Below are 23338 nucleotides of genomic sequence, written 5' to 3' on the forward strand. Positions count from 1 at the left end.
CATGCATGCCTGGCTATGCAAGACGCCCACCGGCGCGCAGGACCTGGCCTGGACCGAACTGCCGGCGCCAGCGCCGGGCCCCGGCGAACTGCTGATCGAGATCGAGGCCGCCAGCCTGAATTTTCCCGATCTGCTGATCGTGCAGAACAAGTACCAGTTCAAGCCCGAGTTGCCCTTCGTTCCCGGTTGCGAGTACGCCGGCATCGTGCGCGCCGTCGGCAATGGCGTGAGCGGCTATTCGCCCGGAGATCGGGCCGCCTGTTACGCGGGCACCGGCGGGTTCGCCACGCACGCGGTCGCGCCCGTCGAAAAATGCCTGCGCATGCCCTCGGATTGCGATCCTGCCGAGGCAGCCGCCTTCGTCATGGCGTACGCCACCTCGCACCACGCGCTGATGGACCGCGCCGCGCTCAAGGCCGGTGAAACCGTGCTCGTGCTGGGCGGGGCGGGCGGTGTGGGTTCATCCGCCATCCAGATCGCGCGGGCGGCCGGCGCACGGGTCATCGCCGCCGCTTCCACCAGCGCCAAGTGCGCCTACTGCGTGGAGCTGGGCGCACAGGCCGCGATCAACTACGCCACCCAGGATCTGCGCGCCGAACTGAAGGCATTGACCGACGGCCGCGGCCCCGACGTCATCTATGACCCCGTCGGCGGCCCCTACGCCGAGCCCGCTTTCCGCTCCATCGCGTGGCGCGGGCGCTATCTGGTTGTAGGGTTCGCGGCAGGCGCCATCGGCGCGCTGCCGATGAACCTGCCGCTGCTCAAGGGCGCCTCTGTCGTGGGCGTGTTCTGGGGAGACTACGCGCGGCGCGAGCCCGCGGCGAATGCCCGCATGCTGGATGAACTCGTCGACATGCTTCGGGCCGGCGCACTCAAACCTCCGATCGATCGGATCATGCCGATGTCGGAACTAAAGGCGGCGTATGCGCGGATGAACGACCGAAAGGTGATGGGAAAACTGATCGTGCGCAATGGATAACGGCCCGGGGCCAGCCTCTACCCGTTGCCGCCAGCCAGCGCCCTGCTGTTGGCCCAGGCCGCGGCGCTTGCCCGCGGTCCGGATTCCGGCCCCGCCTGGCAGCCAAGCATGCGTGCCGAGCCCGCAGCGCCCCCGAAAAGGGCATGCCGCAATACGGCAAAGGCGAACGCGGCCGCTACGTGACTTTGAATCTGGAGAGCGGTCAGGGCAGTCTGGACGCAGGAAGCGCACTTCCCGGACGCCGCTCTATAATTCCTCCATACGCTACAAGCTACGCGCCTGCCGAAGGGGCAGACGCAGGAGATCGCCATGACACTCGCACTGACCCGCCTGCTTTCCGTGCTCGCCGCGGCGCTGTTCCTTGCGGGCTGCGCGCCGGGACAAGGCGGACCTCCCCATCCCGGCGCCGTGAATCCCTACAGCACCGACGGCTTCCACGACGCCGGACCGAACTACCCGGATACGGGGCGCTAGCCCGGCTGCGCCAGCAAGCGCTGGATTTCCGCTTCGGTCTCGGCGTAATTGCCCTCGCCGAAATGGCGGTAGACGATCCTGCCCTGCTTGTCGATCAGGTAGACCGCCGGCCAGTATTGGTTGCGGTAGGCGTCCCAGGTTGCGTAGCGGTTGTCCTGCGCCACGGGATAGGCGATGCCGAAACGCTCCAGCGCCTTCTGGACGTTGGGCGTCGAACGCTCGAATGGAAACTCCGGCGTATGCACGCCCACCACGGTCAGGCCCTGGTCCTTGTACTTTTGGTGCCAGGCCGCGACATATGGCAGCGTGCGGATGCAGTTGATGCAGGTGTAGGTCCAGAAATCCACCAGCACGACCTTGCCGCGCTGCGACGCCAGGGTCAGCGGCGGGCTGTTGAGCCAGTTTTCGATGCCGGCGAATTCCGGCGCGGGAACGGGGCCGGCGGCGGCCTGCGCGGAACCGGCGGCGGCCGCGGAGACGGCAAACAAGGCGCCCAGCGCGATCTTCTTGAGTGAGGCAAACATGGTCGAACTCCTTGGGGTCGGTGGCGTGAGTCAATTGAACAGGTTGCTGATCCAGGCGTAGGCCAGGATGTCGTACTGGAAATGGATGGCGGCCGCGGTCAGGATGAGCACTGCGCCGAAACCCTGTTGCAGGCGGTGCGTGTAGCGGGACAGCCCGCGCACCCGGGCCGCGATGGCCTGCCCGCCGTAGGCGATCGCCAGCATGGGAATGCCGGCGCCGATGGCGAACACCAGCAGCAGGGTGCTGGACTGGGCCAGGTCCTGCGCCTTGGCGGCCAGCACCAGGATCGACGCCAGGACCGGGCCGGCGCAGGGCGTCCACACGGCGCCCAGCGACAGGCCCAGCAGCAGGCCGCCGGCGTTCCCGCTGCCGGAGCCGCCGGCGCTGGACGCCAGCCGCTGCAACGGCCCGCCGAAGCGGGCGATCAGGCGGTCATACGGTTGCGGCCAGATGCGCGCCAGGCCGAACAGCGCCAACAACGCGATCGAAGCGGAGCGCACCGCGTCATGCACCGACGCATTCAGGTTGGACAGCAGGCTCAGCGCGATGCCCAGCCCGGCGAATGCCAGCACGAAGCCGGACACGACGAACAAGGGACGCATCCGGCCGGGGCGCTCCAGCGAGGTGCCGAGCAGCACGGGCAGCAAAGGCAGCACGCATGGCGACGCGATGGTCAGCATGCCGGCCAGCAGGGCGATGGGGGTGTCGATCAGGTCCATGGGGTGTCCTCGGGAAAGAGGCCCCATTGCACCCTGGGCAGGTATCCGGCTTGTGCCGGATCGGCGCCGTTTTTCGTGCTTATGTATCCGCCGCCGCCGCGTATACAGTACGACACACATGCCGGAGCCCGCCGCGCTATAAACCGGCCATCCCCTCTGCCCGGAGACCTCCGATGAAACGCATTCTTGCCGTGCTGCTGCTGATGTTCGGCGGCTTCAGCGCGGAAGCCGCCAAGCCGTTCCAGTGCCAGCTCATCGTCAACACGCGTCCGCGCCGAGACCCCCAGCCGCCGGTATCATGAACGGCACGCCCCCCTACCCCAGAAAGGCATCCGCAGATGGATCACGTTGATCACGTCATGATCGTCGACGACGACCGGGAAATACGCGAACTGGCCGGCAACTTCCTGAAGAAGAACGGCATGACCGTCACGCTGGCGGCCGACGGCCGGCAGATGCGATCCCTGCTGGAAAGCCTGGCCGTCGACCTGATCGTGCTGGACATCATGATGCCCGGCGACGACGGCCTGGTGCTATGCCGCGAATTGCGCGGCGGCAAGCACCGCCGCATCCCCATCCTGCTGCTGACGGCGCGCAGCGACGACATGGACCGCGTCATCGGCCTGGAAATGGGCGCCGACGACTATCTGGTCAAGCCCTTCGTGGCGCGCGAACTGCTGGCCCGCATCAAGGCGATCCTGCGCCGCGCGCGCATGCTGCCGCCCAACTTCCAGGTGACCGAACCCGGCCGCGAGATCGCCTTCGGCGAGTGGCGCCTGGACACCACCGCGCGCCATTTGCTCGACGCCGACGGCACCGTCGTGTCGCTCAGCGGCGCCGAGTACCGGCTGCTGCGCGTCTTCCTGGACCATCCGCAACGCGTGCTGAACCGCGATCAACTGCTGAGCCTGACGCAGGGCCGCGACGCCGATTTCTTCGGCCGCTCCATCGACCTGCTGGTCAGCCGCCTGCGCCAGCGGCTGCGGGAAGACGCCCGCGAGCCCCTGTACATCAAGACCGTGCGCAGCGAAGGCTACGTATTCTCGGCCGCCGTCGACGTCTCGGAATCCGATCGGTGACCGCCTCCGTCCTTCGCCGCCACGCCTGGCCCCGCACGCTGGTCGCCCGGCTGTTCCTGATCTTCCTGGCGGGCCTGTTGCTGGCCTACGGCCTGTCGTTCGCCTCGCTGTTCTATGAACGCTACAGCGCCACCAAGAGCATGATGCTGGGCGACCTGGAACGAGACGTCGCCATCGCCATGGACATCCTGGACCGCCTGCCCGCGGACGAACGCCCCGCCTGGCTGGCGCGCCTGTCCAGCGGCAGCCGCGAGTACCGGCTGGGCAACGGCGAGGCCGACCAGCCGCTGCGGCTGGATGCCGCCCGCGGCGTTGCCCAATCCATCCAGGCCGCGCTGGGCAGCCGCCCGGTCTCCATACGCGCCATGGCCGGCGACCCTCGCCATATCCAGGCGCGGGCCGTGCTGTCCGATGGCCAGCCCGCGGTGCTGGACATCCACCTGTCGGCGATGCGTCCCGCGCCGTGGCTGATCGTCGTGCTGGCGGTGCAGTTGATTCTGCTGGTCGGATGCGCCTGGCTTGCCGTCCGCCTGGCCGTGCGCCCGCTGACGCGGCTGGCCCGCGCCGCCGAAGAGCTGGACCCGAACGCCAAGAGCCCGCTGCTCAGCGAGCGCGGGCCCGCCGAAGTGGCGCGCGCCGCCGCCGCGTTCAACGCCATGCAGGAGCGCATTGCCGCTCACGTCGCGGAACGGATGCAGATGCTGGGCGCCATCTCCCACGACCTGCAAACGCCGCTCACCCGCATGAAGCTGCGCACGGAATTCATGGAAGAATCCGCCGACCGGGACAAGTTCGCGCAGGACTTGAACGAGGTGGAGCGGCTGGTGCGCGAGGGCATCGATTACGCGCGCAGCGCCCACGGCAACGTCGAAACGCCCGTTCGCGTGGAACTCCACGCGTTTCTGGAGAGCCTAGTCTACGACTACCAGGACACGGGCAAGGCGGTCACGCTGTCAGGCGCCGCCGCGGGGCCGCTCTTGACGCGTCCGCATGCGCTGCGCCGGGTTCTGGGCAACCTGGTCGACAACGCCCTGAAATTCGCGGGCGCGGCCGAGATACGCGTCGATGTTCAAGAAGGCGCGCCGCTATCGGTCTTCGTGCTGGACCGGGGGCCCGGTATCCCGGAGCATGAACTGGACGCCGTGCTGCAACCCTTCTACCGCCTGGAAAGCTCGCGCAACCGTGACACCGGCGGCACCGGCCTGGGCCTGGCGATCGCGCAGCAGCTTGCGGTGGTGGTCGGCGCCAAGCTGATCCTGAGCAACCGCGACGGCGGCGGTCTGTCCGCGGAACTTCGCCTCGCCCGCTAGCGCCGGGCCTTTCCGTGCGGCATCAGGCGCCCGACAGCGCGCCCGACTTCAGCAAGGGCGCCAGGATGCCCGCCGTGTAGACCCGCGCCACATTCTCCAGAAACGCCGTGAAGTCGGCCTTCGCGGCATGGTCGGCGCGGTCTGAAATCACGCGCATCACCGCGAACGGAATGCCGAATTCATAGCAGATCTGCGCCATGGCCGCGCCTTCCATCTCAACGCAAAGCGCGTCCGGCAGGCGCTCGCGCAATGCCTGGGCCTCCTCGGCGCGGCTCACGAACACGTCGCCGGTGGCGATCAGGCCGGCATGGACCCTGGGCTGGACGCGCGGGGCGCCGTCCGCCACGCCCCGGTCGCGGACAAAGTCCGCCGCGCTGTCCTGCAACAGCTTGCTCAATCCGGCATCCGCCTCGAAGCGCACCCGGCCCAGCAGCGGGATCTCATGCTGTCCGAACAGGGGCCGCGCGTCCATATCGTGCTGCATCAAGGTATGGGCAACCACTACGTCGCCCACCTCCACATCCGCATGCAGGCCGCCCGCCAGGCCGGTGAAGATTACCCGGGAAACCCCGAATTCCCGGATGACGATGGACGCCGTGGCGGCGGCGGCCACCTTGCCGATGCGGCTCAGCGCGATCACGCACGGCGTGCCCCATAGCGTGCCCACATGGAAATCGCGCATCGCGATGCGATGAACGGCCGCGCCGGAATCCATCGCCGCAAGCAGATCGGCGATTTCTTCGTGCAGCGCGCCCAGGATGGCCAGACGTCCCATCTTGTCTTTTTCCGTTGAATAGCATTGAAGGCGCAACATACTCGATTGCGGCGATTTCCCGAAATGGCCCGGACCCGCCGGGCCGCCCTGTATCGCAACGTATCGGCGCCGGCAGCGGATACAGCAGCACGCGAACCGCCGATCCGGCCGACACATGACGGATACACCGGCTTGCTGCAATGCAGGCTCCAAACGCAGTTCGTTCCAACGCCGCGGCCTCGCCGCAACCCAAATCAGGAGCCATCATGGCAAAGCAACTCGAGCAAGTGCTGTACACCGCCCACACCCACACCACCAGCGGCCGCGACGGCGCCGGCCGCAGCAGCGACGGTGCCCTGGACGTGCAACTGAGCCCGCCCGGATCGGGCAGGCCCGGCACCAATCCCGAGCAACTGTTCGCGGTGGGGTATTCCGCCTGCTTCATGGGCGCGATGAGGCGCGCCGGCGCCACGCACGGCATCGCGCTTCCACAGGACGTGGCGATCGACGCCAGCGTGTCGCTGGGCAAGGTCGACAACGGCGAGCACTTCGCGTTGGGGGTGGTGCTGGCGGTATCGCTGCCAGGGCTTGAAGAAGAGCAGAAGCGCCTGCTGGTGGAAGGCGCGCATGGGATGTGCCCGTACTCGCGCGCGATACGGGACAACGTGGACGTGCGGATCGAGATCGCCTGAAGGGCGATCGGCCGCCGGGGTCAACCCTGCACACAGCACCGCCGGTGCATGGCAATATGGACGTTTCCCCCGTCCCCGAACCCGCCGCCTACCGATGACCCAGACCTTCACCCCGCCCAGCTACCGCAATGCGCCCGACGTCACCTGGAGCACCGCCGATCTGTGCGACAGCCGCATGGACGATCCCGCCTGGGGGCTGCGCGTGCTGCCGCCCGTGTTCCGCCCGTATGGCGGCAGGCCCTGGTATTTCGGCCAGGTGGTGGCGGTGCCCTCGCCGGACGCGGACGGCGCGTTGTCGCTGGCGGGCTTGCTGGCGGAACCCGGACAGGGCCGGGTGCTGGCTGTGGACGCGCTGGGCAACGCCGCGCATGCCGTGCTGGGCGACCGCATGGCCGCCATGGGCGTGCAGAACGGCTGGAGCGGCGTGCTGCTCAATGGCTACGCGCGCGACACCCAGGCGCTGGCGCGCATGCCGCTGGGAATCCACGCCCTGGGCACGATGCCCAACCGGCCGCGCAACATGGCGCAGGCGGCTGCGGGAACGCGCGTGCTGATCCACGGCGTCGAAATCCACAGCGGGGACTGGCTGTACGCCGACACCGATGGCGTCGTGCTGCTGTCCCGCCGCCACACCGACGCGCCGGGCGGGCCGGCGGCGGGCTGACTCAGGGCGCGTGGCGCGCCTGCAACTCCGCGAACGAGGTCAACTCGCCCGCCAGGGCGCTGGCCATGACGGTGGGCGGACTGGCCAGCCAGACGCTGCCGGGGCCCGAGCGCCCGGGGAAATTCCGGTTGATGGCGCTGACCGTCACCTGCCCGGCATCGACGGACGATCCCGGCCCGCAATTGGCGCAGGCGCCGCAGGAAGGTTGCAGGATGCGCGCGCCGGCCGCCGCGAAGGTCCGGTCGTAGCCTCGCGCCACGCAGTAGTCCCGGACGGCGGTAGTGCCGTATTGCAGGTACAGGGCGACGCCAGGCGGAATGCTCAGCCCGCGCTCCACCGCCCAGGCCAGCACCTCGTGATAATGGTCGAAGTCTTCGCGCTTGCCGGCGGTGCAGGATCCGCCGTACGCGATGTCGACCCGGGGACGTTCCCGCAGCGTGGCCAGGGGCACGCCGTTGCCCGGATCGCCCGGCGCCGCGACCAACGGCGACAAGGCACCGCAGTCCACCCGCAGCGTCGCGGCGTAGGCCGCGCCGGGGTCGCTGCGCATCCACGGTTCGATCGCCGCGTCCACGCCGCGCCGTTCGCGCAGGAAGCGCGCGGTCTCGGCGTCCGGCGCCACGATTCCGGTCAGGCCGCCCAGCTCGGCGGTCATGTTGGTCAGCGTCGCGCGTTCATCGATGGACAGGGCCGCCACCGCCTCCCCCGTGAACTCGAAGACCTTGCCCACGCCCGCGCCCGACCGGATTTCCGGCAGCGCCAGCAAATGCAGCACGACGTCCTTGGCCGTCACGCCCGGCGGCAGCACCCCCGCCAGTTCGACCCGCAACGACGCGGGCACCGTCAAGCGCACCGCGCCGGTGACGAAGGCATTGGCCATGTCGGTCGTGCCCACGCCGAACGCCACGCAGCCCAGCGCGCCGCTGTGCGGGGTATGCGAATCCGTCCCCACCACCACCTGGCCCGGCAGCGCGTAGCGCTCCGCCATCATGGCGTGGGAAATACCGGCGACGTTGCCGCCGGCATCCCGGGCGGCCTCGGTCTCGGTCAGCGTGCGGTGCTGACGCAAGCCGTAGGCTTCGACGAAGCCGCGCTGCGCCCGGCACATGGCGAGCACGTTGGGAACGATGCCGGCCCGCACGTGATTGGGGCTTTCATCCACGTAGGAGGTATGGTCCTCGAAGACCACGATGCGCTCGCGGTCGACCAGGCGCAGCGGCTTGCCAAAGCGGGCATGCAGCATATGGGCCGCCATGCCGGTGTAGTACTCATGGATGAAGCGCCAGTCCGCGCGGATGAAGACGCCGTCTCCCGGCTCGGGCGCGGCCGGCGTCACGGCCGTGCGCAGCAGGTGGCGCAGGATTATTTTCTCGAACAGGGTGCGTGGCGCGGCGTCTTCGGCGGCGGGCTGCGGCTCGACGCCGCCGAGCCGCGCCTGGCCGAAGGCCAGCAGCCCCCCCGCCCTGACGATGGCGGCGGCAAGGGCGTCGCGGTCCGCGACGATCTCGTCCACCGTGATGGCGGCGCCCTGCCGCAGGCGTTCCGCCAGGCCCATATCGGTGCTGGTGTACAGGCCGATGTTGTCGGCGTTCTGCCGATAGATGCGCTCGAAGCTTTCCGCGATGACCAGGCGGACCCCGGCGGACTTCTCCGCCATGGGGCTGTGCTCGCGCGAAGAGCCCTTGCCATAGCGCTTTCCGCCCACGACGACGTTCACGCCCGCCCGCTTGATCGCATCCATGCCGATCGGCAGTACATCGCCGGCCCGCAGGCCGGTGTAGGGATAGCGGCCCAACTGCTCGTCGAAATGGGTCAGGATCGGAACCGGCGTGATTTCGTCGGTGGAAATGTCGTCGCGCAGCGGTCCCGCCTGCTCCGGCGCCAGGGCCGTCCCCGCCAGTTGCGCCGTCACCCGCGCCGGATCGCGCGACAGGAACAGCAGCCGGGCCGGCCCGTCGAGTACATAGGTAGCCATATCGCCCGGCGCTATTCAGGAGTGACCGCCGCGGCCTTGACCAGGGCCTGGCTCTTGGAGATTTCGTCGGCCAGCGTCCGGACCGCGACCTCGGTGCTGCTGCCCTGCGCCACGAAGCCCTGCGGGGCCAGCGTCTTCAGGACGGCCGGATCCCGCATGGTCTGCTGTGTGGCCGCCTGCAGCCGCTGGACGACGCCCGTCGGCAGCCCCGCCGGCCCGATCAGCGCGATCCAGGCGTCATACGAATAGCCTTTCACCCCGGACTCGTCCAGGGTCGGAACGCCGGGCAGCGCGGCGACGCGTTCGGGCGTGCTGACGGCCAGCGCGCGCAGCTTTCCCGCCTGCACCTGCGCAAGCACGGAAGGCACCGCCAGGAACGCCACCTGGATCTGGCCGGACATGACGTCCGTTATCAGGGCGTTGCCGCCCCGGTAGGGGATGTGCATCATGTCGACGCCGGCCCTGGATTTCAGCAGTTCGCCCGCCAGGTGCAGCACGCTGCCGCTGCCCGACGAACCGTAGTTGATCTTGCCCGGTTGCGCCCGCGCGGCTGCCAGCAGCTCGCCGATGCTGCGGTACGGCGAATCCTCCGCCGCCACCATCGCCAGCGGCGTCGTGCCGATGACCGAAATGGGCGTGACGTCCTTCACCGAATCGTACGGCATGCTCTTGTACAGACTGGGATTGATGGCGTGATTGGATGACACGATGGCCAGCGTGTAGCCGTCGGGTCTGGCCGCCACCAGTTGCCGGGTGCCGGGAATGCCCGCCGCGCCGGCCAGGTTCTCCACGATGAGCGGCTGGGCCAGCGTCTTGCCCAGGTTCTCGGCCACCACGCGCGCCACCACGTCCGCGGTGGAGCCGGGCGAGGTCGGCACGATCAGGCGGATCGGACGGTCCGGGTAGTCCGCCGCGAGCGCCTGGCCGCCGGGGCCCAGGATGCTGAGCGCGAGCATACAGCCCGCGAGGAATCGATTGGGGGGATTCATGTTGTCTCCTTGTGAAGCGCAGCGGGGTCTCGTTGCCCCGTCCCGTCGCATGACGCGCTTCGACTATAAGGAGATGCCGCCGATCGCCGAAGTGTCCTCTTGGCACGGCGGCCATCGCGAACCGAGATGGCGTCAGCCTTGCTGCGCCAGGAACTTGACCAGCGTGGCGGCCGTGGCGGACAACTGGCTCTGGTCCTGGAAGACGATGCAGAGCTGGCGCTGCGCCCACTCGTCGGACAAGGGCCGCACGACCACGTCCAGCGATTGCAGGTACAGCTCGGCCACCTGTTGCGGCATGACCGCGATGCCCAGGCCCGCGTGGGTCATGCGGCATAGCGCATCCAGGCTCGCCACGCGGATCTTGACCGACAGCGTGGCGCCCAGCGCAGCCGCCTGCGCCGCCAGCAACTGCGTCAGCGCGCTGTTCTCGCGCAGGCCCACGAAGGTCTCGCCCGCGATGTCATGCAGGCTCAGTTGCCGGGCCGCCGCCTTGGGATGCCGGGCCGGCAGCATGACCGCCAGCCGGTCGCGGCGGTAGGGAAGCTGCTCCACGCCCTGCGCGCCGGGGATGCGATTGCAGATCCCGAAATCCGCGGCGCGTTCTCGGACCAGGCGCAGCACGTCCGGGCTGTGCTGCTCTTCCAGGTCGATGTCCACTTCGGGAAACAGGCGCTGGAACGCCGCGACGTCCTCGGGCAGGAACTGCACGATGGCCGACAGGTTCGCCACCAGCCGCACGTGGCCCTTCACGCCGGCGTACAGCCGCGAGAGTTCCGCCCCCATGGCCTCGACGTCGCCGATGATGCGCCGCGCATGGCGCAGCACTGTCTGCCCCGCCGGCGTCACGCTCACGCCGCGGGTATGGCGTTCGATCAGCGCCAGGCCCACCAGCGATTCCATCTCGGCGATCCGCCGGCTGACGGCGGAGGGCGCGATGAATTCGCGCTCGGCGGCCCGCGCGATGCTGTTCTCCTGGCACACCGCGACGAACAGCCGCAGCGAAGTCAGATCGAGTTTGCGTAGGAGGTTTTCCATGGTCGGGCAGGACGGGGCGCGGCGGCGCCCCCTAACGCCGGGGATCGTACACCACGCCCGCGCCTCAGGCCGCCAGGGACTCCCGCGCCCGCTTCCGGTAGCGTTCCCACAGCGCGGCTTCGCGCGAGCGCGCCCGTTCCACGCCCTGTTCCTTGACGTGGCCATAGCCGCGGATGTCGTCCGGCAGCGCCGCCAGCGCCAGCGCCGCGTCGCGGTTGCCGGCATCCAGTGTCCGCGAGAATTCCTCCGCCAGTGCGAGGTAATCGGAGGCCAACTGCCTTTCCATACGGCGCTCGGCGGTCTTTCCGAAGACGTCCAGCCAGGTCCCGCGCACCCGCTTCATCGGCGCAAGCAGGTGGAATACCCGCGCCATCCACGGGCCGAAGGCGCGCTTGAGCGGGCGGCCCTGGGCGTCGCGCCGCGCGATCGCGGGCGGCGCCAGGTAATAGCGCAAGCGGTAGTCGCGCCCGGGCTCGCCTTCGAATTGCTCGCGCAGCCGGGCCTTGAATGCCGGATCCACGTACAGGCGGGCCACTTCGTATTCGTCCTTGTAGGCCATGAGCCTGGCCAGGTTTCGAGCGACCGAGAGCGTCACCTCGAAGCCGCCCGGGTCGGCCAGCAGGGCCTCGCGGGCGCGCACGGCCTGCACGGCGGCCACGAACCTCGCCGCGTAGGCCTCGTCCTGATAGGCCCGCAGGTGCTCGGCCAAACGCCCGATCCTGCCGTCCAGGGATTCGGGCAGCGCCAGCACCTGGGCCCTGGGCGCCGGCCTGAGCGCGTCGGCGCCCAGGTGCGCCGCCCGGCGGCCGAGTTCGAAGGCGGCCAGGTTCTTTTCCACCGCCACGCCGTTCAATTCGATCGCGCGCCGCAGGCTGTCCCGCGATAGCGGCAGCCCGCCCTGCTGCCAGGCATAGCCCAGCAGCAGCGGATTGGCGTAGATGCTGTCGCCCAGCAGCGCCTCGGCCAGGGGCCCGGCTTCGATGAAGCCGCAATTGCCGCCCGTGCTCCGCGCCAGCGCGGCCTCGGCCTGGGCGCCGGGAAAGCGCCAGCCCGGCTGCGACAGGAACGCCGCGGTCGGCGCCGCCGTGCTGTTCACCACGGCCCGGCCTCGGTCCGGCCGCAGCCGCGAGAGGACCTCCGGCGACGCCGACACCAGCGCGTCGCAGCCGATGACCAGGTCCGCCTCGCCCAGCGCCACGCGCGTGGCGTGCAGGTCTTCGGGACGATTGGCCAACTGCACGTGGCTGAGCACGGCGCCGCCCTTCTGCGCCAGGCCCGCCATGTCCAGCACGGTCACCCCCTTGCCTTCGATATGCGCGGCCGCGCCCAGCAGCGCGCCGACGGTCACGACGCCCGTTCCTCCCACGCCCGCGATCACCACGCGGTACGCCGCGCCGGCAGGAATATCCGCGCGGGCGGGCAGCGGCGCCTCGGGCAGCGCCGGCGCCCCCGCCGCCGCGCCGGGCTTGCGCAGGACGGCGCCTTCGGCCGTCACGAAGCTGGGACAGAAGCCCTCGACACAGGAAAAATCCTTGTTGCAGGACGACTGGTTGATGCGGCGCTTGGTGCCCATCGGCGTATCCAGCGGCTCGACGGACAGGCAGTTGGACTTCACGGAGCAATCGCCGCAGCCCTCGCAGACGGCTTCGTTGATGAACGCCCGGCGTGGCGGATCCGGATAGTCGCCGCGCTTGCGGCGGCGGCGCTTCTCGGTGGCGCAGGTCTGGTCGTAGATCAGCACCGTCGTGCCCGCGATGTCGCGCAGCGCGCGCTGCACCTCGTCCAGCGCCGCGCGGTGATGCACCTCGACCGCCCCCGGCAAGGCGCCCGCGCCGGCGTACTTCTCCGGCTCGTCGGTCACCACCACGGTCTTCGCCACGCCCTCCGCCTGCATCTGCGCGGCGATCTGCGGCACGGTCAGCACGCCGTCCACCGGCTGCCCGCCGGTCATCGCGACCGCATCGTTGTAGAGGATCTTGTAGGTGATGGACGCGCGCGCCGCGACCGCCGCGCGGATCGCCAGCAGCCCCGAATGGAAATAGGTGCCGTCTCCCAGGTTGGCGAAAATGTGCCGTTCGGACGTGAAATCCTTCTGGCCCAGCCAGGCGACGCCTTCCCCGCCCATCTGGCTGAAGGTGTCGGTCTTGCGGTCCATCCACATCGCCATGTAGTGGCAGCCGATGCCGGCCACCGCGCGCGACCCCTCGGGCACGCGCGTGGACGTATTGTGCGGACAGCCCGAGCAGAACCAGGGCTTGCGCTCTTCCACCAGCGTGGGCCGGGCGGCCTCGCGCTCCTTGGCGTCGATGACCGCGAGCCGCGCCGCGATGCGCGCGCGCAGCACCTCGGACAGGCCAGCCTTGTCCAGGCGCGCGGCGATCGCCCGCGCGATCAGCGCCGGCGACAGTTCATGGCGCGCCGGCAACAGCCAGCCGCCGCGCGGCGTGGACCATTCCCCGCCGCCGTGCTCGCGCTCGTCGAACTTGCCGTAGACGCGCGGCCGCACGTCGTCGCGCCAGTTGTAGAGTTCCTCCTTCAGCGCGTATTCCAGGATCTGGCGCTTTTCCTCGACCACCAGGATTTCCTTCAACCCCGTCGCGAATTCGCGCGCGTCCTGGGCATCCAGCGGCCAGATGCAGCCCACCTTCAGCACGCGTATGCCCGCCTCGCGGCAGGCGGCCTCGTCCAGTCCCAGGTCGTTCAAGGCCTGGCGCACGTCGAGATAGGCCTTGCCGGCCGTCATGATGCCGAAGTGCGCGCGCGGCGAATCCAGCACGACCCGGTTCAGTTTGTTGGCCCGCACGTAGGCCAGCGCCGCGTACCATTTGTGGTCCAGCAGCCGCGCCTCCTGCGCCAGCGGCGAATCCGGCCAGCGGATGTTCAGGCCGCCTTCGGGTAGCGGATCCTGCGGCAGCACGATGCGCAGCCGCTCCGGATCCACGTCCACCGACGCGCTGGATTCCACCACGTCGGTCACGCATTTCATGGCCACCCACAGACCGGTGTAGCGGCTCATGGCCCAGCCGTGCAGCCCGTAGTCCAGGTATTCCTGCACGTTGGACGGGTACAGCACCGGGATGCCGCTGGCGATCAGCACGTGTTCGGACTGGTGCGCCACCGACGAGGACTTCGCGGCGTGGTCGTCGCCCGCCAGCATCAGCACGCCGCCGTGCGCGGAAGTGCCGGCGGAATTGGCGTGCTTGAGCACGTCCACCGAGCGGTCCACGCCGGGCCCCTTGCCGTACCACATGCCGAACACGCCGTCGCGCGTCGCCCCCGGAAACAGGTTCAGTTGCTGCGAGCCCCACACGGCCGTGGCCGCCAGGTCCTCGTTCACTCCCGGCTGGAACACGACGTCGTGCGATTGCAGATGCCGCTTGGCCTTCCACAGCGCCTGGTCCAGCCCGCCCAGCGGCGATCCGCGGTAGCCCGAGATGTAGCCGCCGGTATTCAGGCCCGCCTCGCGGTCGCGCTGTTTTTGCATCAGGGGCAGCCGCACCAGAGCCTGCGTGCCGCTCAGGTAGATGCGCCCGTGGGTCCGGGTGTACTTGTCGTCCAGCGTCAGGCCATGGGTATCGGCCGCGCCGGTAGAGAGTGAGGCGTTCACGCTTGTCTCCTGCGTTCCAGGTTTTGATGTTTTCCGCAGTGTAGGAATGGCGCTGGTTATCGTATATTCATATATTCATGTATCTGGTATTCGATAAACAGATGGCTAACGATGTCACCCTGCGCCAGCTCCGCTACTTCGCGGCCGCCGCCCGCACGGGCCGGTTCTCCATGGCCGCCGCCGACGAGCACGTCTCGCAATCCGCCATCACCAATGCCGTGCTGGCGCTGGAAGCCCAGTTGGGCGTGCGCCTGTTCGACCGCCATCCGCACGGCGTCACGCTGACACCCGAAGGGCACAATTTCCATCAGCGCACCCGCGACGTGCTCGACTCCCTGGAAGATGCCCTGCGCGAGCCCGGCTTCCAGCGCTATGCGCTGCGCGGATCGGTGCGGATCGCGGCGTCCTACACGGTGCTGGGCTACTTCCTGCCCGACCTGCTGGCGCGCTTCCGCCGGCGCTATCCCGACGTGGTGCTGGACCTGGTCGACCTGGACCGCCCCGACATCGAGGCGGCCGTGGCCAGCGGCGACGTCGAACTGGGAGTCGCGCTGCTGTCCAACGTGGAGCATCGCGAACGCTTCGGGCACCACGTGCTGGTGCGGTCCCGGCGCCAGCTATGGACGGCGTCCGGCCATCCGCTGCTGCAGGCGTCCTCTCCCCCGTCGCTGGCCGACGTCGCGCGGTATCCCTACATCCTGCTGGAAATGGACGAAGGGGAACGCTCCGCGCTGGCCTACTGGCAGGCCCACGGCCTGCGGCCCGACATCGCGTTCCGGACGCGTTCGATGGAGGCGCTGCGCGGGCTGGTGGCGCACGGCTTCGGCGTCACGATGCTGTCGGACATGGTCTACCGCCCCTGGTCGCTGGAAGGCCGGAAGATCGAAGCCGTGCCCATCGTCGACGCCGTTCCGCCCATGGAGGCGGGCCTGCTCTGGCATCCCCGCGCGGCCATCGCGAAACCGGCCGAGGCGTTCCGCCAGTTCATGATGTATGCCTGCGGCGTCTGACGCGGCCGCTACACCAGTTCCGCGCCCTTGCGGCGCGTGAACTGGGCCAGCGACCGCAGCGCCAGCGCATGCATGGCCGCCACCGACGGCAGCAGCGTTTCCTCCTTGCGGCTCAGGACGCCGACGATGCGCTCCACCGTGGGTCCGGCCAGGGGCACGAAGGCCAGGCCGGTGCTGGCCGCCGGCCGCGCCAGCACCGGCAGCACGGTCACGCCCAGGCCGCTCACCACGCTGGCCAGCAGCGACGCGCGGTTGGACACCACCATGAACGGATCGTCGATAGCGCTGCCCAATTGCCGGTTCCGCAGCGTGTCGAAGGTGGCGTTGCCGATCAGGCGCTCGCCGGCCAGCGCCGACCAGGGCACCGGCCCCCGCCGCCGCGCCAGCGGATGGCTCTTGCGGCACACCAGGCCGAAGGCGTCGCGCGCCACGGGCGCGAAGGCGACCTCCGCCGTGCGCGGCACCTGCCCGGCCACGCCCACCTGCACTTCGCCGCTCAGCACCAGCCGGTGCACGTCCTGCGAGGGCTCGTCGATGGCGCGGATGCGGATCGCGGGATGGCTGCGCGCGTAGCGTTCCAGCAGCCGCGGCAGCCACTCGTCGGCAAGCGACGGCATGACCGCCAGCGACACCGGCCCCTGGCTGCCCAGGCCGAACTGGCGCGCCGCGTCCAGCACCCGGTCGTGGGTGGCCAGCAGTTCGCGGAACAGGGGCGCCACGGAGGCGCCCAGCGGCGTGAGCTGCGCCCGCTTGCCGGGTTCGAAGAGCGGCGCTCCAAGCTGCTGCTCCAGGTCCTGCATGGCGGCCGACACGGCCGCCTGCGAACGGAAAGTGCCTTCGGCCGCCAGCCGGAAACTGCCGTGGTCGGCGGCTAGCAGGAACTGGCGCAGGTGCTGGATCTTCAGGGGTGGCGGCATGGCAGGGGCGGCATTTAAATTCGGATTTCCTGAAATTAACTTGCGTTAATTTGGATTGTCAAAATTACACCGCGCATCCAACAATGGCCCCGTCTTTCATCCAACAGGTCGTGGAGCCGCGAAAATGTCCCTGCAAGTGCGCAAGGTAGTCAGTTATGTCGAGAAAACCCTGATCGAGGGAGGCCGCGCGGCCGAGCGGCCGCTGGAGATGATCGTGGCCGCCGCCGTGATCCGCAATCCGTGGGCCGGCCTGCCTTTCCAGGAAGACCTGCGGCCGCGGATCCTGGAGGCCGCGCCCCCGCTGGGCGCGCTGCTGGTCGAGGAGATCCTGCGCCAGGCGGGGTCCGCCGACCGGATCGAAGCCTACGGCAAGGCCGCGGTGGTGGGCACGGCCGGCGAGGTGGAGCACGCGTCCGCGCTGATCCACACGCTGCGCTTCGGTAACGCCTACCGCAACGCCGTCGGCGGCACCAGCTACCTCAGTTTCACCAATATGCGCGGCGGACCGGGCTGCGTGATTTCGGTGCCCCTGATGCACAAGCACGACGAAGGCCTGCGTTCCCACTACCTGACCGTGCAGACGACCATCAACGACGCGCCCGCGCCGGACGAAATCGTGGTCGCGCTGGGCGCCGCCACCTCCGGGCGTCCGCATCACCGCATCGGCAACCGCTATTCCGACCTGAAGGAACTCGAGCGCGAGGCCCAGGCGAAATGAGCGCGAACTTCCGCCGATCCGGCCGCGGCGAGCCGCTGGTGCTGTTGCACGGCGTCGGCCTGGACCACACCTTGTGGGACGACCTGGCGCCGCTGCTGGAACCGCATTTCGACGTGCTGCGCTACGACCTGCTGGGCCACGGCAACGCCCCCGGCATAGACGAAACCGTCACGATGCAGGACTTCATCGGCCAATTGGACGCCGAGCTGGCCCGCGCCGGCTGGCACAGCGCCAACGTGCTGGGCTATTCCATGGGCGGCCTGATCGCGGGGGCCTACGCCGCCGCCCGGCCGCAGCGGGTCACCCGGCTGGCGCTGCTCAGCACGGTGTTCCGGCGCAGCCTCGACGAAGCGCGCGCCGTGCTGGCGCGCCTGGACGCCGCCGCGACCCAGGATCCCGAGGCCGCCGCCCAGGTATCGCTCGCGCGCTGGTTCACGCCCGGCTTCCAGGCGCGGCGCCCGGAGCGGGTCGCCAGCATCGGACAGCGCCTGCTGCGCAACAACCCGCCTCACTTCCTGGCCGCCTACCGCATCTTCGCGCTGGGCGACCCGGTCCTGGCGCAGGCCGCCCCCGGCATCACCTGCCCCGCGCTGGTGATGACGGGCGAAGAAGACGTCGGATCGACCCCGCGCATGACGCGCGAGCTGGCCGCGGCCCTGCCCCGCGGCCAGGCGCGCGTGGTGCCCGGCCAGCGGCATATGCTGCCGGTGGAGGCGCCCGCGGTCGTGGCATCGGCCCTGCACGGATTTTTTCTGCCGGGGACCGCCGGATCGTCCATTTCCTAGGGACGACCGGCGGCACAGGCAACGTGGAAACGGAGACATACAACATGATGAATCGCAGAACCCTCCTGAAGCACCTGGCGGCCCTGGCCGTCGCGCCGGCCGGCGCCACGCTGGGCCGCGCCGCCGGCGCGCGCGAAGCCCCCTTGCGCGTCATCGTGCCGTTCCCGCCGGGCGGCGGCACGGACGTGCTGGGCCGGGTCATCGCGGCGACGCTGGAAGGCGCGCTGGAACGTCCGGTCGTCGTCGAGAACAAGCCCGGCGCCAGCGGCATGCTGGGCGCCGACTACACCGCCAACGGCCCCAAGGACGGCAGCCTGCTGCTGTTCGCGGGCCTGGTGCCTTCGGTGCGCTACTACGCCCGTCCGCCCGAAGACGTGCTGAAGCAACTGGCGCCGGTCTGCCCGATCGCGCGTTCGCCCTACATGGTGGCGGTCAATGCCGACCTGCCGGCCCGGACCCTGGGCGAACTCGTCGCCCAGGCCAAGCGCGACCCCAAGGGCCTGACCTTCGGCACCCCCGGCAACGCCACCCCGCAGCATCTGGCCACCGAGCAGCTCCAGGCGGCTTGCGGCGTCGAGCTGCTGCACGTGCCGTATCGCGGCACGGGGCCGATGATGACGGACCTGCTGGGCGGACAGATCCAGTTGGTGCTCGCCACCGTGGCGGCGGTCGAGCCCTATTTACAGGGCGGACGGCTGCGCGTGCTGGCCGTGACCAGCCCGGAACGCCTGCCCAAGTACCCGGACCTCCCCACGGTGGCCGAAAGCGGCTACCCCGGCTTCTCCGCGCAGATCCAGTTCGGCACCTACTGCGCCGCGGGCACCCCGGAGGCGGCCATCGCGGCGCTGAACCGGGGCGTCAACCTCGCGCTGCAGACCGAAACCGTCCGCGCCAAGCTGGCCGAACAGGGATTCCAGCCCACGGGCGGCACTCCGGCGCAATTGCAACAGGCGCTCCTGGCCGAAATACGCAACGTGGCCGGGCTGGTGCAGGCCGGCAAGGTGAAGGTCGACCTGTAGCGCCCCGTCCCGCCGGTTCTGCTGGATAACCAGCATTTACAGGCGTGTCGTCTCCTGTGCATGCTGCTTTGGGACTCGGCGCAGATCGGGCGCACCCTGGCGAATGGAGACGACATGCCGAATTCCCTGCACTCCGCCCATATCCGCGAGATCGAACAGGTCGGCCTGGGCCGCCCCACCCAGCGCGACGCGCACGTGGTGAGCAGTTGGCTGCGCTGCCTGGACCAGTACCGCCTGGATCCCGCGCATGCCTGCGAGGCCTATATCGTGCCGGACGGGCGGCTGCGGGAACACCGCCAGCAATCCGAAGCGCTGATCGCCATTGCGCGCTCCGGCCTGGACAGCCTGTTCCGCCACGTCGCCGGGCAGAACTACGTGCTGCTGCTGGCCGACCGGCAGGGCGTCACCGTGGAATTCCTGGGCGACGCGCAACAGACCGCCAGCCTGCGCAAGGCCGGGCTGTACCTGGGATCGGAATGGTCGGAACGGCGCGCCGGCACCTGCGCCGTGGGCGCCTGCCTGGAAAGCGGCGAAGCGCTCACCATCCACCAGACCGACCACTTCGACAACACCCACACGCCGCTGTCCTGCACCGCCGCGCCCATCTACAGCGCCGACGGCGAATTGGTGGCCGTTCTGGACCTCTCGCTGCTCAGTTCCCCCATCCTGAAAACCAGCCAGAACCTGGCGCTGCACCTGGTCACCAGCACCGCGCGGCGCATCGAAATGGCCAACCTGATGGCGCGCACCCGCAACGAATGGGTGCTGCGCTTTGCGCGTTCGCCGGAATTCCTGGACGTGGACCCCGAGGCCGCCATTTCGCTGGACGGGTCCGGCCGCATCCTGGGCATGACGCACACGGGCGCCAAGCTGCTGGCCAGCGCCGCCGGCCTGGACTGGCGCCATCCCGCCGGCCTGATCGGCCAACCCGTCACCCGTTTCTTCGACGTGGAGCTGGACGACCTGCCCCGCTACACCCGCGCCCACGCGCCGCAGCAGCGCCTGATCGCCGCGCGCGACGGCAACGCCCTGTTCGCGCACGCCATCGAACCCAACCGGCACGCCCGGGGCGCGGCCGTCGCGGTGCGCGGCCTGGACGGCGGCGACGCCAGGATGGCCGCCCTGCTGGCGCGCGCCGCCAAGCTGGCCAGGCAGGGCCTGCCCATACTGCTGCAAGGCGAAACCGGCGTGGGCAAGGAATACCTGGCCCGCGCCATCCATGACGGCAGCCGGCGCGCGGGCCGTTTCGTCGCCGTGAACTGCGCGGCGATCCCGGAATCCCTGATCGAAAGCGAACTGTTCGGCTACCTGCCGGGGGCCTACACCGGCGCGGCGGCGAAGGGCCGCAAGGGCCTGATCGAGGAGTCCGACGGCGGAACCCTGTTCCTGGACGAAATCGGCGACATGCCGCTGGCGCTGCAAAGCCGGCTGCTGCGCGTCCTGGCCGAATCCGAGGTCACGCCCATCGGCGCCAACGCGCCGCGCGCGGTGCGCCTGAGCCTCGTGTCGGCCTCGCACCGCGACCTGGCGGCGCTGGTGCGCGAGGGACGCTTCCGCGAAGACCTCTACTACCGCGTCAACGCCGCGACGCTGACCGTGCCGCCGCTGCGCGAGCGCGACGACCTGGAGTGGCTGATCGCCCGCCTGCTGGCGCGCCACCAGGACGACTCGGGCGCCCCGGCGCTGGCGCCCGCCGCGCTGATGGCGCTGAAAGCCCATTCCTGGCCCGGCAACATCCGCGAGCTTGCCAATGTCATCGCGGTGGCGGCCGCGCTGTGCGAAAACGGCGTCATCGAACCCGGCGACCTGCCCGACGCGCTGGCGCCGGCGGCGGCAGCCGCCAGCCCCGGAGAAGCCGCGTTGCGCGCCATGCTGGCGCGTTGCGCCGGCAACGTGTCCGAAGCCGCCCGGCGCCTGGGCGTGGACCGCTCCACCGTCCATCGCCAGATGCGGCGCTACGGCCTCTCCTCGCGCCACTGACAGGGCGCGCCACACCCGAACGCCACACCTGTGGCGCGCCGCCACGGCGCCCGGCGCCGGCCCCCTCGCCGTTCCCCGGCGTTCCGCGCGCCCGAATGGGTGGCACGGCTATTGCTTGATCGTTATCGACGCCCACCGGCCGGCACAGGCCGGGGCCGCCGACGGACCGCCCGCCGGTCCGACACGACAACGACCGCCCGCAACGGGCAAGGAGACAAGACATGCAGACCGATCATGCCGGCGCGGCCCTGGACGCCGTGCTCGCCCGCCTGAACACCGCGCTGGGCAACAAGGACATCGATGCCGTCGCCGGACTGTTCCAGGACGAATGCTATTGGCGCGACCTGGTGCTGTTCACCTGGAACCTGCGCACCCAGGAAGGGCACGGCCAGATCCGCGACATGCTGCGGCGCCAACTGGCGCAGGTGGAGCCGGTGCGCTTCAGCCGCGACGCCAAGGAGGCCGTGTCCGACGACGGCGGCCTGCTGCAAGGCTGGATCGAGATCGAGACCAACCTGGCCCGCGGCTACGGCCACGTCCGCGTCAAGGACGGCAAGATCTGGACGCTGCTGACCACCATGTCCGAACTCAAGGGCCACGAGGAGCCGAGCGGCGTGCGCCGGCCCAAGGGCGCCGAGCACGGCAGCAGCCGGACCCGCCAGACCTGGCTGGAAAAGCGCGAGCAGGAGGCCGCCGAACTCGGCTACCAGACCCAGCCCTACGTGCTCATCATCGGCGGCGGCCAGGGCGGCATCGCGCTGGGCGCGCGCCTGCGCCAACTGGACGTGCCCACCCTCATCATCGAAAAGAACGAGCGCGCCGGCGATAGCTGGAGAAAGCGCTACAAGTCGCTGTGCCTGCACGACCCGGTCTGGTACGACCACCTGCCCTACATCCCCTTCCCCGAGAACTGGCCGATCTTCGCGCCCAAGGACAAGATCGGCGACTGGCTGGAGATGTACACCAAGATCATGGAGCTCAACTACTGGACGTCCAGCGTCTGCCAATCGGCGCGCTACGACGAGCAGAAGCAGGAATGGGAAGTCACCGTGCTGCGCGAAGGCAAGCCGGTGGTGCTGCGGCCCAAGCAACTGGTGCTGGCCACGGGCATGTCCGGCAAGCCCAACATCCCCAAATTCCCCGGACAGGACGAATTCCAGGGCGAACAGCAACATTCCTCGCGCCACCCCGGCCCCGACGCGTACCGCGGCAAGAACGTCGTGGTCATCGGCGCCAACAACTCCGCGCACGACATCTGCGCGGCGCTGTGGGAAGCCGGCGCCAACGTCACCATGGTGCAGCGTTCGTCCACCCACATCGTGCGGTCCGACACGCTGATGGACATCGGCCTGGGCGGCCTGTATTCCGAGCAGGCGCTGGCCAGCGGCATGACCACCCGCAAAGCCGACCTCACCTTCGCGTCCCTGCCCTACAAAATCATGGCGCAGTTCCAGATCCCGCTGTATGACCAGATGCGAGAGCGCGACGCCGAGTTCTACGGCAAGCTGGAAGCCGCCGGCTTCATGCTGGACTGGGGCGACGACGGCTCCGGCCTGTTCATGAAATACCTGCGGCGCGGATCCGGCTACTACATCGACGTGGGCGCCTGCGACCTGATCATCGACGGCAGCATCAAGCTGCAATCCCGCACCGACGTCAGCCACCTGACCCGCGACGCCGTCGTGCTGGAGAACGGCGTGACCCTGCCCGCCGACCTGGTGGTCTACGCCACCGGCTACGGGTCGATGAACGGCTGGGCGGCGGACCTGATCAGCCCGGAAGTCGCGGACAAGGTCGGCAAATGCTGGGGCCTGGGCTCGGACACCACCAAGGACCCCGGCCCCTGGGAGGGCGAACAGCGCAACATGTGGAAGCCCACGCAACAGGATGCGCTCTGGTTCCACGGCGGCAACCTGCACCAGTCCCGGCACTACTCGCAGTACCTGTCCCTGCAACTGAAGGCGCGGCAGGTGGGGATGCCGGTGCAGGTCTACGGCCTGCAGGAGGTGCATCACAAGCGGTAGGCCCGCGCCGGGCGCCCTGGGGCCGGCCGCTTGCGCCCGCCCCGGTCCCGGGGTAAATTGTTGACAATCCGGCGCTTAACCGC

Annotated in this window: 21 protein-coding genes; 13 read left to right on the forward strand and 8 right to left on the reverse strand. The window is 69.5% G+C overall.

Features of this window, described 5'->3' with window-relative positions; translation table 11 throughout:
- The first annotated feature begins 1 nt into the window (after nucleotide 1).
- Nucleotides 2–979: an NADPH:quinone oxidoreductase family protein gene (locus AVE30378_RS07035; RefSeq protein ID WP_129240063.1), complete on the forward strand. Its 978-nt coding sequence runs from the start codon at nucleotides 2–4 to the stop codon at nucleotides 977–979.
- A 309-nt stretch (nucleotides 980–1288) separates the two neighbouring features.
- Nucleotides 1289–1453, forward strand: a complete 165-nt coding sequence (locus AVE30378_RS07040) for a hypothetical protein (protein ID WP_129240064.1) — start codon at nucleotides 1289–1291, stop codon at nucleotides 1451–1453.
- On the opposite strand, the gene AVE30378_RS07045 is transcribed toward AVE30378_RS07040, so the two are convergent.
- Together AVE30378_RS07045 and AVE30378_RS07050 are read right to left on the reverse strand one after the other, a co-directional pair.
- A complete protein-coding gene (locus AVE30378_RS07045) occupies nucleotides 1450–1977 on the reverse strand; it encodes a thioredoxin family protein (protein ID WP_129240065.1) in 528 nt (175 codons plus the stop codon). The genes AVE30378_RS07040 and AVE30378_RS07045 overlap by 4 nt on opposite strands.
- A gap of 30 nt (nucleotides 1978–2007) precedes the next feature.
- Nucleotides 2008–2697: a cytochrome c biogenesis CcdA family protein gene (locus AVE30378_RS07050; protein WP_129240066.1), complete on the reverse strand. Its 690-nt coding sequence runs from the start codon at nucleotides 2695–2697 to the stop codon at nucleotides 2008–2010.
- Between the two features lie 173 nt (nucleotides 2698–2870).
- On the opposite strand from AVE30378_RS07050, the gene AVE30378_RS33005 reads away from it, so the two are divergent.
- Genes AVE30378_RS33005 through AVE30378_RS07060 form a run of 3 tightly spaced genes read left to right on the forward strand, consistent with a single transcriptional unit; the run spans nucleotide 2871 to nucleotide 5086 of the window.
- Nucleotides 2871–2999: a hypothetical protein gene (locus AVE30378_RS33005; protein ID WP_279636183.1), complete on the forward strand. Its 129-nt coding sequence runs from the start codon at nucleotides 2871–2873 to the stop codon at nucleotides 2997–2999.
- 36 nt (nucleotides 3000–3035) lie between these two features.
- Nucleotides 3036–3776, forward strand: coding sequence for a response regulator (locus AVE30378_RS07055; RefSeq protein WP_129240067.1), 741 nt, complete (start codon nucleotides 3036–3038; stop codon nucleotides 3774–3776).
- On the forward strand, nucleotides 3773–5086 hold the full coding sequence (locus AVE30378_RS07060) for a sensor histidine kinase (protein WP_129240068.1): 1314 nt from the start codon (nucleotides 3773–3775) through the stop codon (nucleotides 5084–5086). The genes AVE30378_RS07055 and AVE30378_RS07060 overlap by 4 nt, the downstream gene beginning before the upstream one ends.
- A gap of 22 nt (nucleotides 5087–5108) precedes the next feature.
- On the opposite strand, the gene AVE30378_RS07065 is transcribed toward AVE30378_RS07060, so the two are convergent.
- Nucleotides 5109–5861, reverse strand: a complete 753-nt coding sequence (locus AVE30378_RS07065; RefSeq protein WP_129240069.1) for a 5'-methylthioadenosine/adenosylhomocysteine nucleosidase — start codon at nucleotides 5859–5861, stop codon at nucleotides 5109–5111.
- Between the two features lie 245 nt (nucleotides 5862–6106).
- On the opposite strand from AVE30378_RS07065, the gene AVE30378_RS07070 reads away from it, so the two are divergent.
- Nucleotides 6107–6532 (forward strand): organic hydroperoxide resistance protein, encoded by a 426-nt coding sequence (locus AVE30378_RS07070; RefSeq protein WP_129240070.1) that lies wholly within the window; start codon nucleotides 6107–6109, stop codon nucleotides 6530–6532.
- 94 nt (nucleotides 6533–6626) lie between these two features.
- On the forward strand, nucleotides 6627–7196 hold the full coding sequence (locus AVE30378_RS07075; protein WP_165360111.1) for an RraA family protein: 570 nt from the start codon (nucleotides 6627–6629) through the stop codon (nucleotides 7194–7196).
- A gap of 1 nt (nucleotide 7197) precedes the next feature.
- On the opposite strand, the gene AVE30378_RS07080 is transcribed toward AVE30378_RS07075, so the two are convergent.
- From AVE30378_RS07080 to AVE30378_RS07095, 4 genes are all read right to left on the reverse strand, one after another.
- Nucleotides 7198–9171 (reverse strand): aconitase family protein, encoded by a 1974-nt coding sequence (locus AVE30378_RS07080; protein WP_129240072.1) that lies wholly within the window; start codon nucleotides 9169–9171, stop codon nucleotides 7198–7200.
- A gap of 11 nt (nucleotides 9172–9182) precedes the next feature.
- On the reverse strand, nucleotides 9183–10160 hold the full coding sequence (locus AVE30378_RS07085; RefSeq protein WP_129240073.1) for a Bug family tripartite tricarboxylate transporter substrate binding protein: 978 nt from the start codon (nucleotides 10158–10160) through the stop codon (nucleotides 9183–9185).
- Between the two features lie 132 nt (nucleotides 10161–10292).
- Complete coding sequence (locus tag AVE30378_RS07090) at nucleotides 10293–11195, reverse strand: LysR substrate-binding domain-containing protein (RefSeq protein WP_129240074.1); 903 nt, start codon at nucleotides 11193–11195, stop codon at nucleotides 10293–10295.
- Between the two features lie 64 nt (nucleotides 11196–11259).
- Nucleotides 11260–14802: an indolepyruvate ferredoxin oxidoreductase family protein gene (locus tag AVE30378_RS07095; RefSeq protein WP_129240075.1), complete on the reverse strand. Its 3543-nt coding sequence runs from the start codon at nucleotides 14800–14802 to the stop codon at nucleotides 11260–11262.
- A gap of 101 nt (nucleotides 14803–14903) precedes the next feature.
- Here AVE30378_RS07095 and AVE30378_RS07100 point away from each other — a divergent pair, with 101 nt between their 5' ends.
- Nucleotides 14904–15812, forward strand: a complete 909-nt coding sequence (locus AVE30378_RS07100) for a LysR family transcriptional regulator (RefSeq protein ID WP_129240076.1) — start codon at nucleotides 14904–14906, stop codon at nucleotides 15810–15812.
- A gap of 8 nt (nucleotides 15813–15820) precedes the next feature.
- On the opposite strand, the gene AVE30378_RS07105 is transcribed toward AVE30378_RS07100, so the two are convergent.
- Complete coding sequence (locus AVE30378_RS07105; RefSeq protein ID WP_129240077.1) at nucleotides 15821–16729, reverse strand: LysR family transcriptional regulator; 909 nt, start codon at nucleotides 16727–16729, stop codon at nucleotides 15821–15823.
- A gap of 124 nt (nucleotides 16730–16853) precedes the next feature.
- Between AVE30378_RS07105 and AVE30378_RS07110 the strand changes: the two genes are divergently transcribed.
- From AVE30378_RS07110 to AVE30378_RS07130, 5 genes are all read left to right on the forward strand, one after another.
- A complete protein-coding gene (locus tag AVE30378_RS07110) occupies nucleotides 16854–17447 on the forward strand; it encodes an amino acid synthesis family protein (protein WP_129240078.1) in 594 nt (197 codons plus the stop codon).
- Nucleotides 17444–18232, forward strand: a complete 789-nt coding sequence (locus AVE30378_RS07115; RefSeq protein ID WP_129240079.1) for an alpha/beta fold hydrolase — start codon at nucleotides 17444–17446, stop codon at nucleotides 18230–18232. The genes AVE30378_RS07110 and AVE30378_RS07115 overlap by 4 nt, the downstream gene beginning before the upstream one ends.
- A gap of 44 nt (nucleotides 18233–18276) precedes the next feature.
- Complete coding sequence (locus AVE30378_RS07120) at nucleotides 18277–19251, forward strand: Bug family tripartite tricarboxylate transporter substrate binding protein (protein WP_244234987.1); 975 nt, start codon at nucleotides 18277–18279, stop codon at nucleotides 19249–19251.
- A 114-nt stretch (nucleotides 19252–19365) separates the two neighbouring features.
- Complete coding sequence (locus tag AVE30378_RS07125; RefSeq protein WP_129240080.1) at nucleotides 19366–21231, forward strand: sigma-54-dependent Fis family transcriptional regulator; 1866 nt, start codon at nucleotides 19366–19368, stop codon at nucleotides 21229–21231.
- A gap of 221 nt (nucleotides 21232–21452) precedes the next feature.
- Nucleotides 21453–23255, forward strand: a complete 1803-nt coding sequence (locus AVE30378_RS07130; RefSeq protein WP_129240081.1) for an NAD(P)/FAD-dependent oxidoreductase — start codon at nucleotides 21453–21455, stop codon at nucleotides 23253–23255.
- Nucleotides 23256–23338: the final 83 nt, after the last annotated feature.

It is taken from the genome of Achromobacter veterisilvae (assembly GCF_900496975.1).
GTDB classification, from domain to species: Bacteria; Pseudomonadota; Gammaproteobacteria; order Burkholderiales; family Burkholderiaceae_B; genus Achromobacter; species Achromobacter veterisilvae.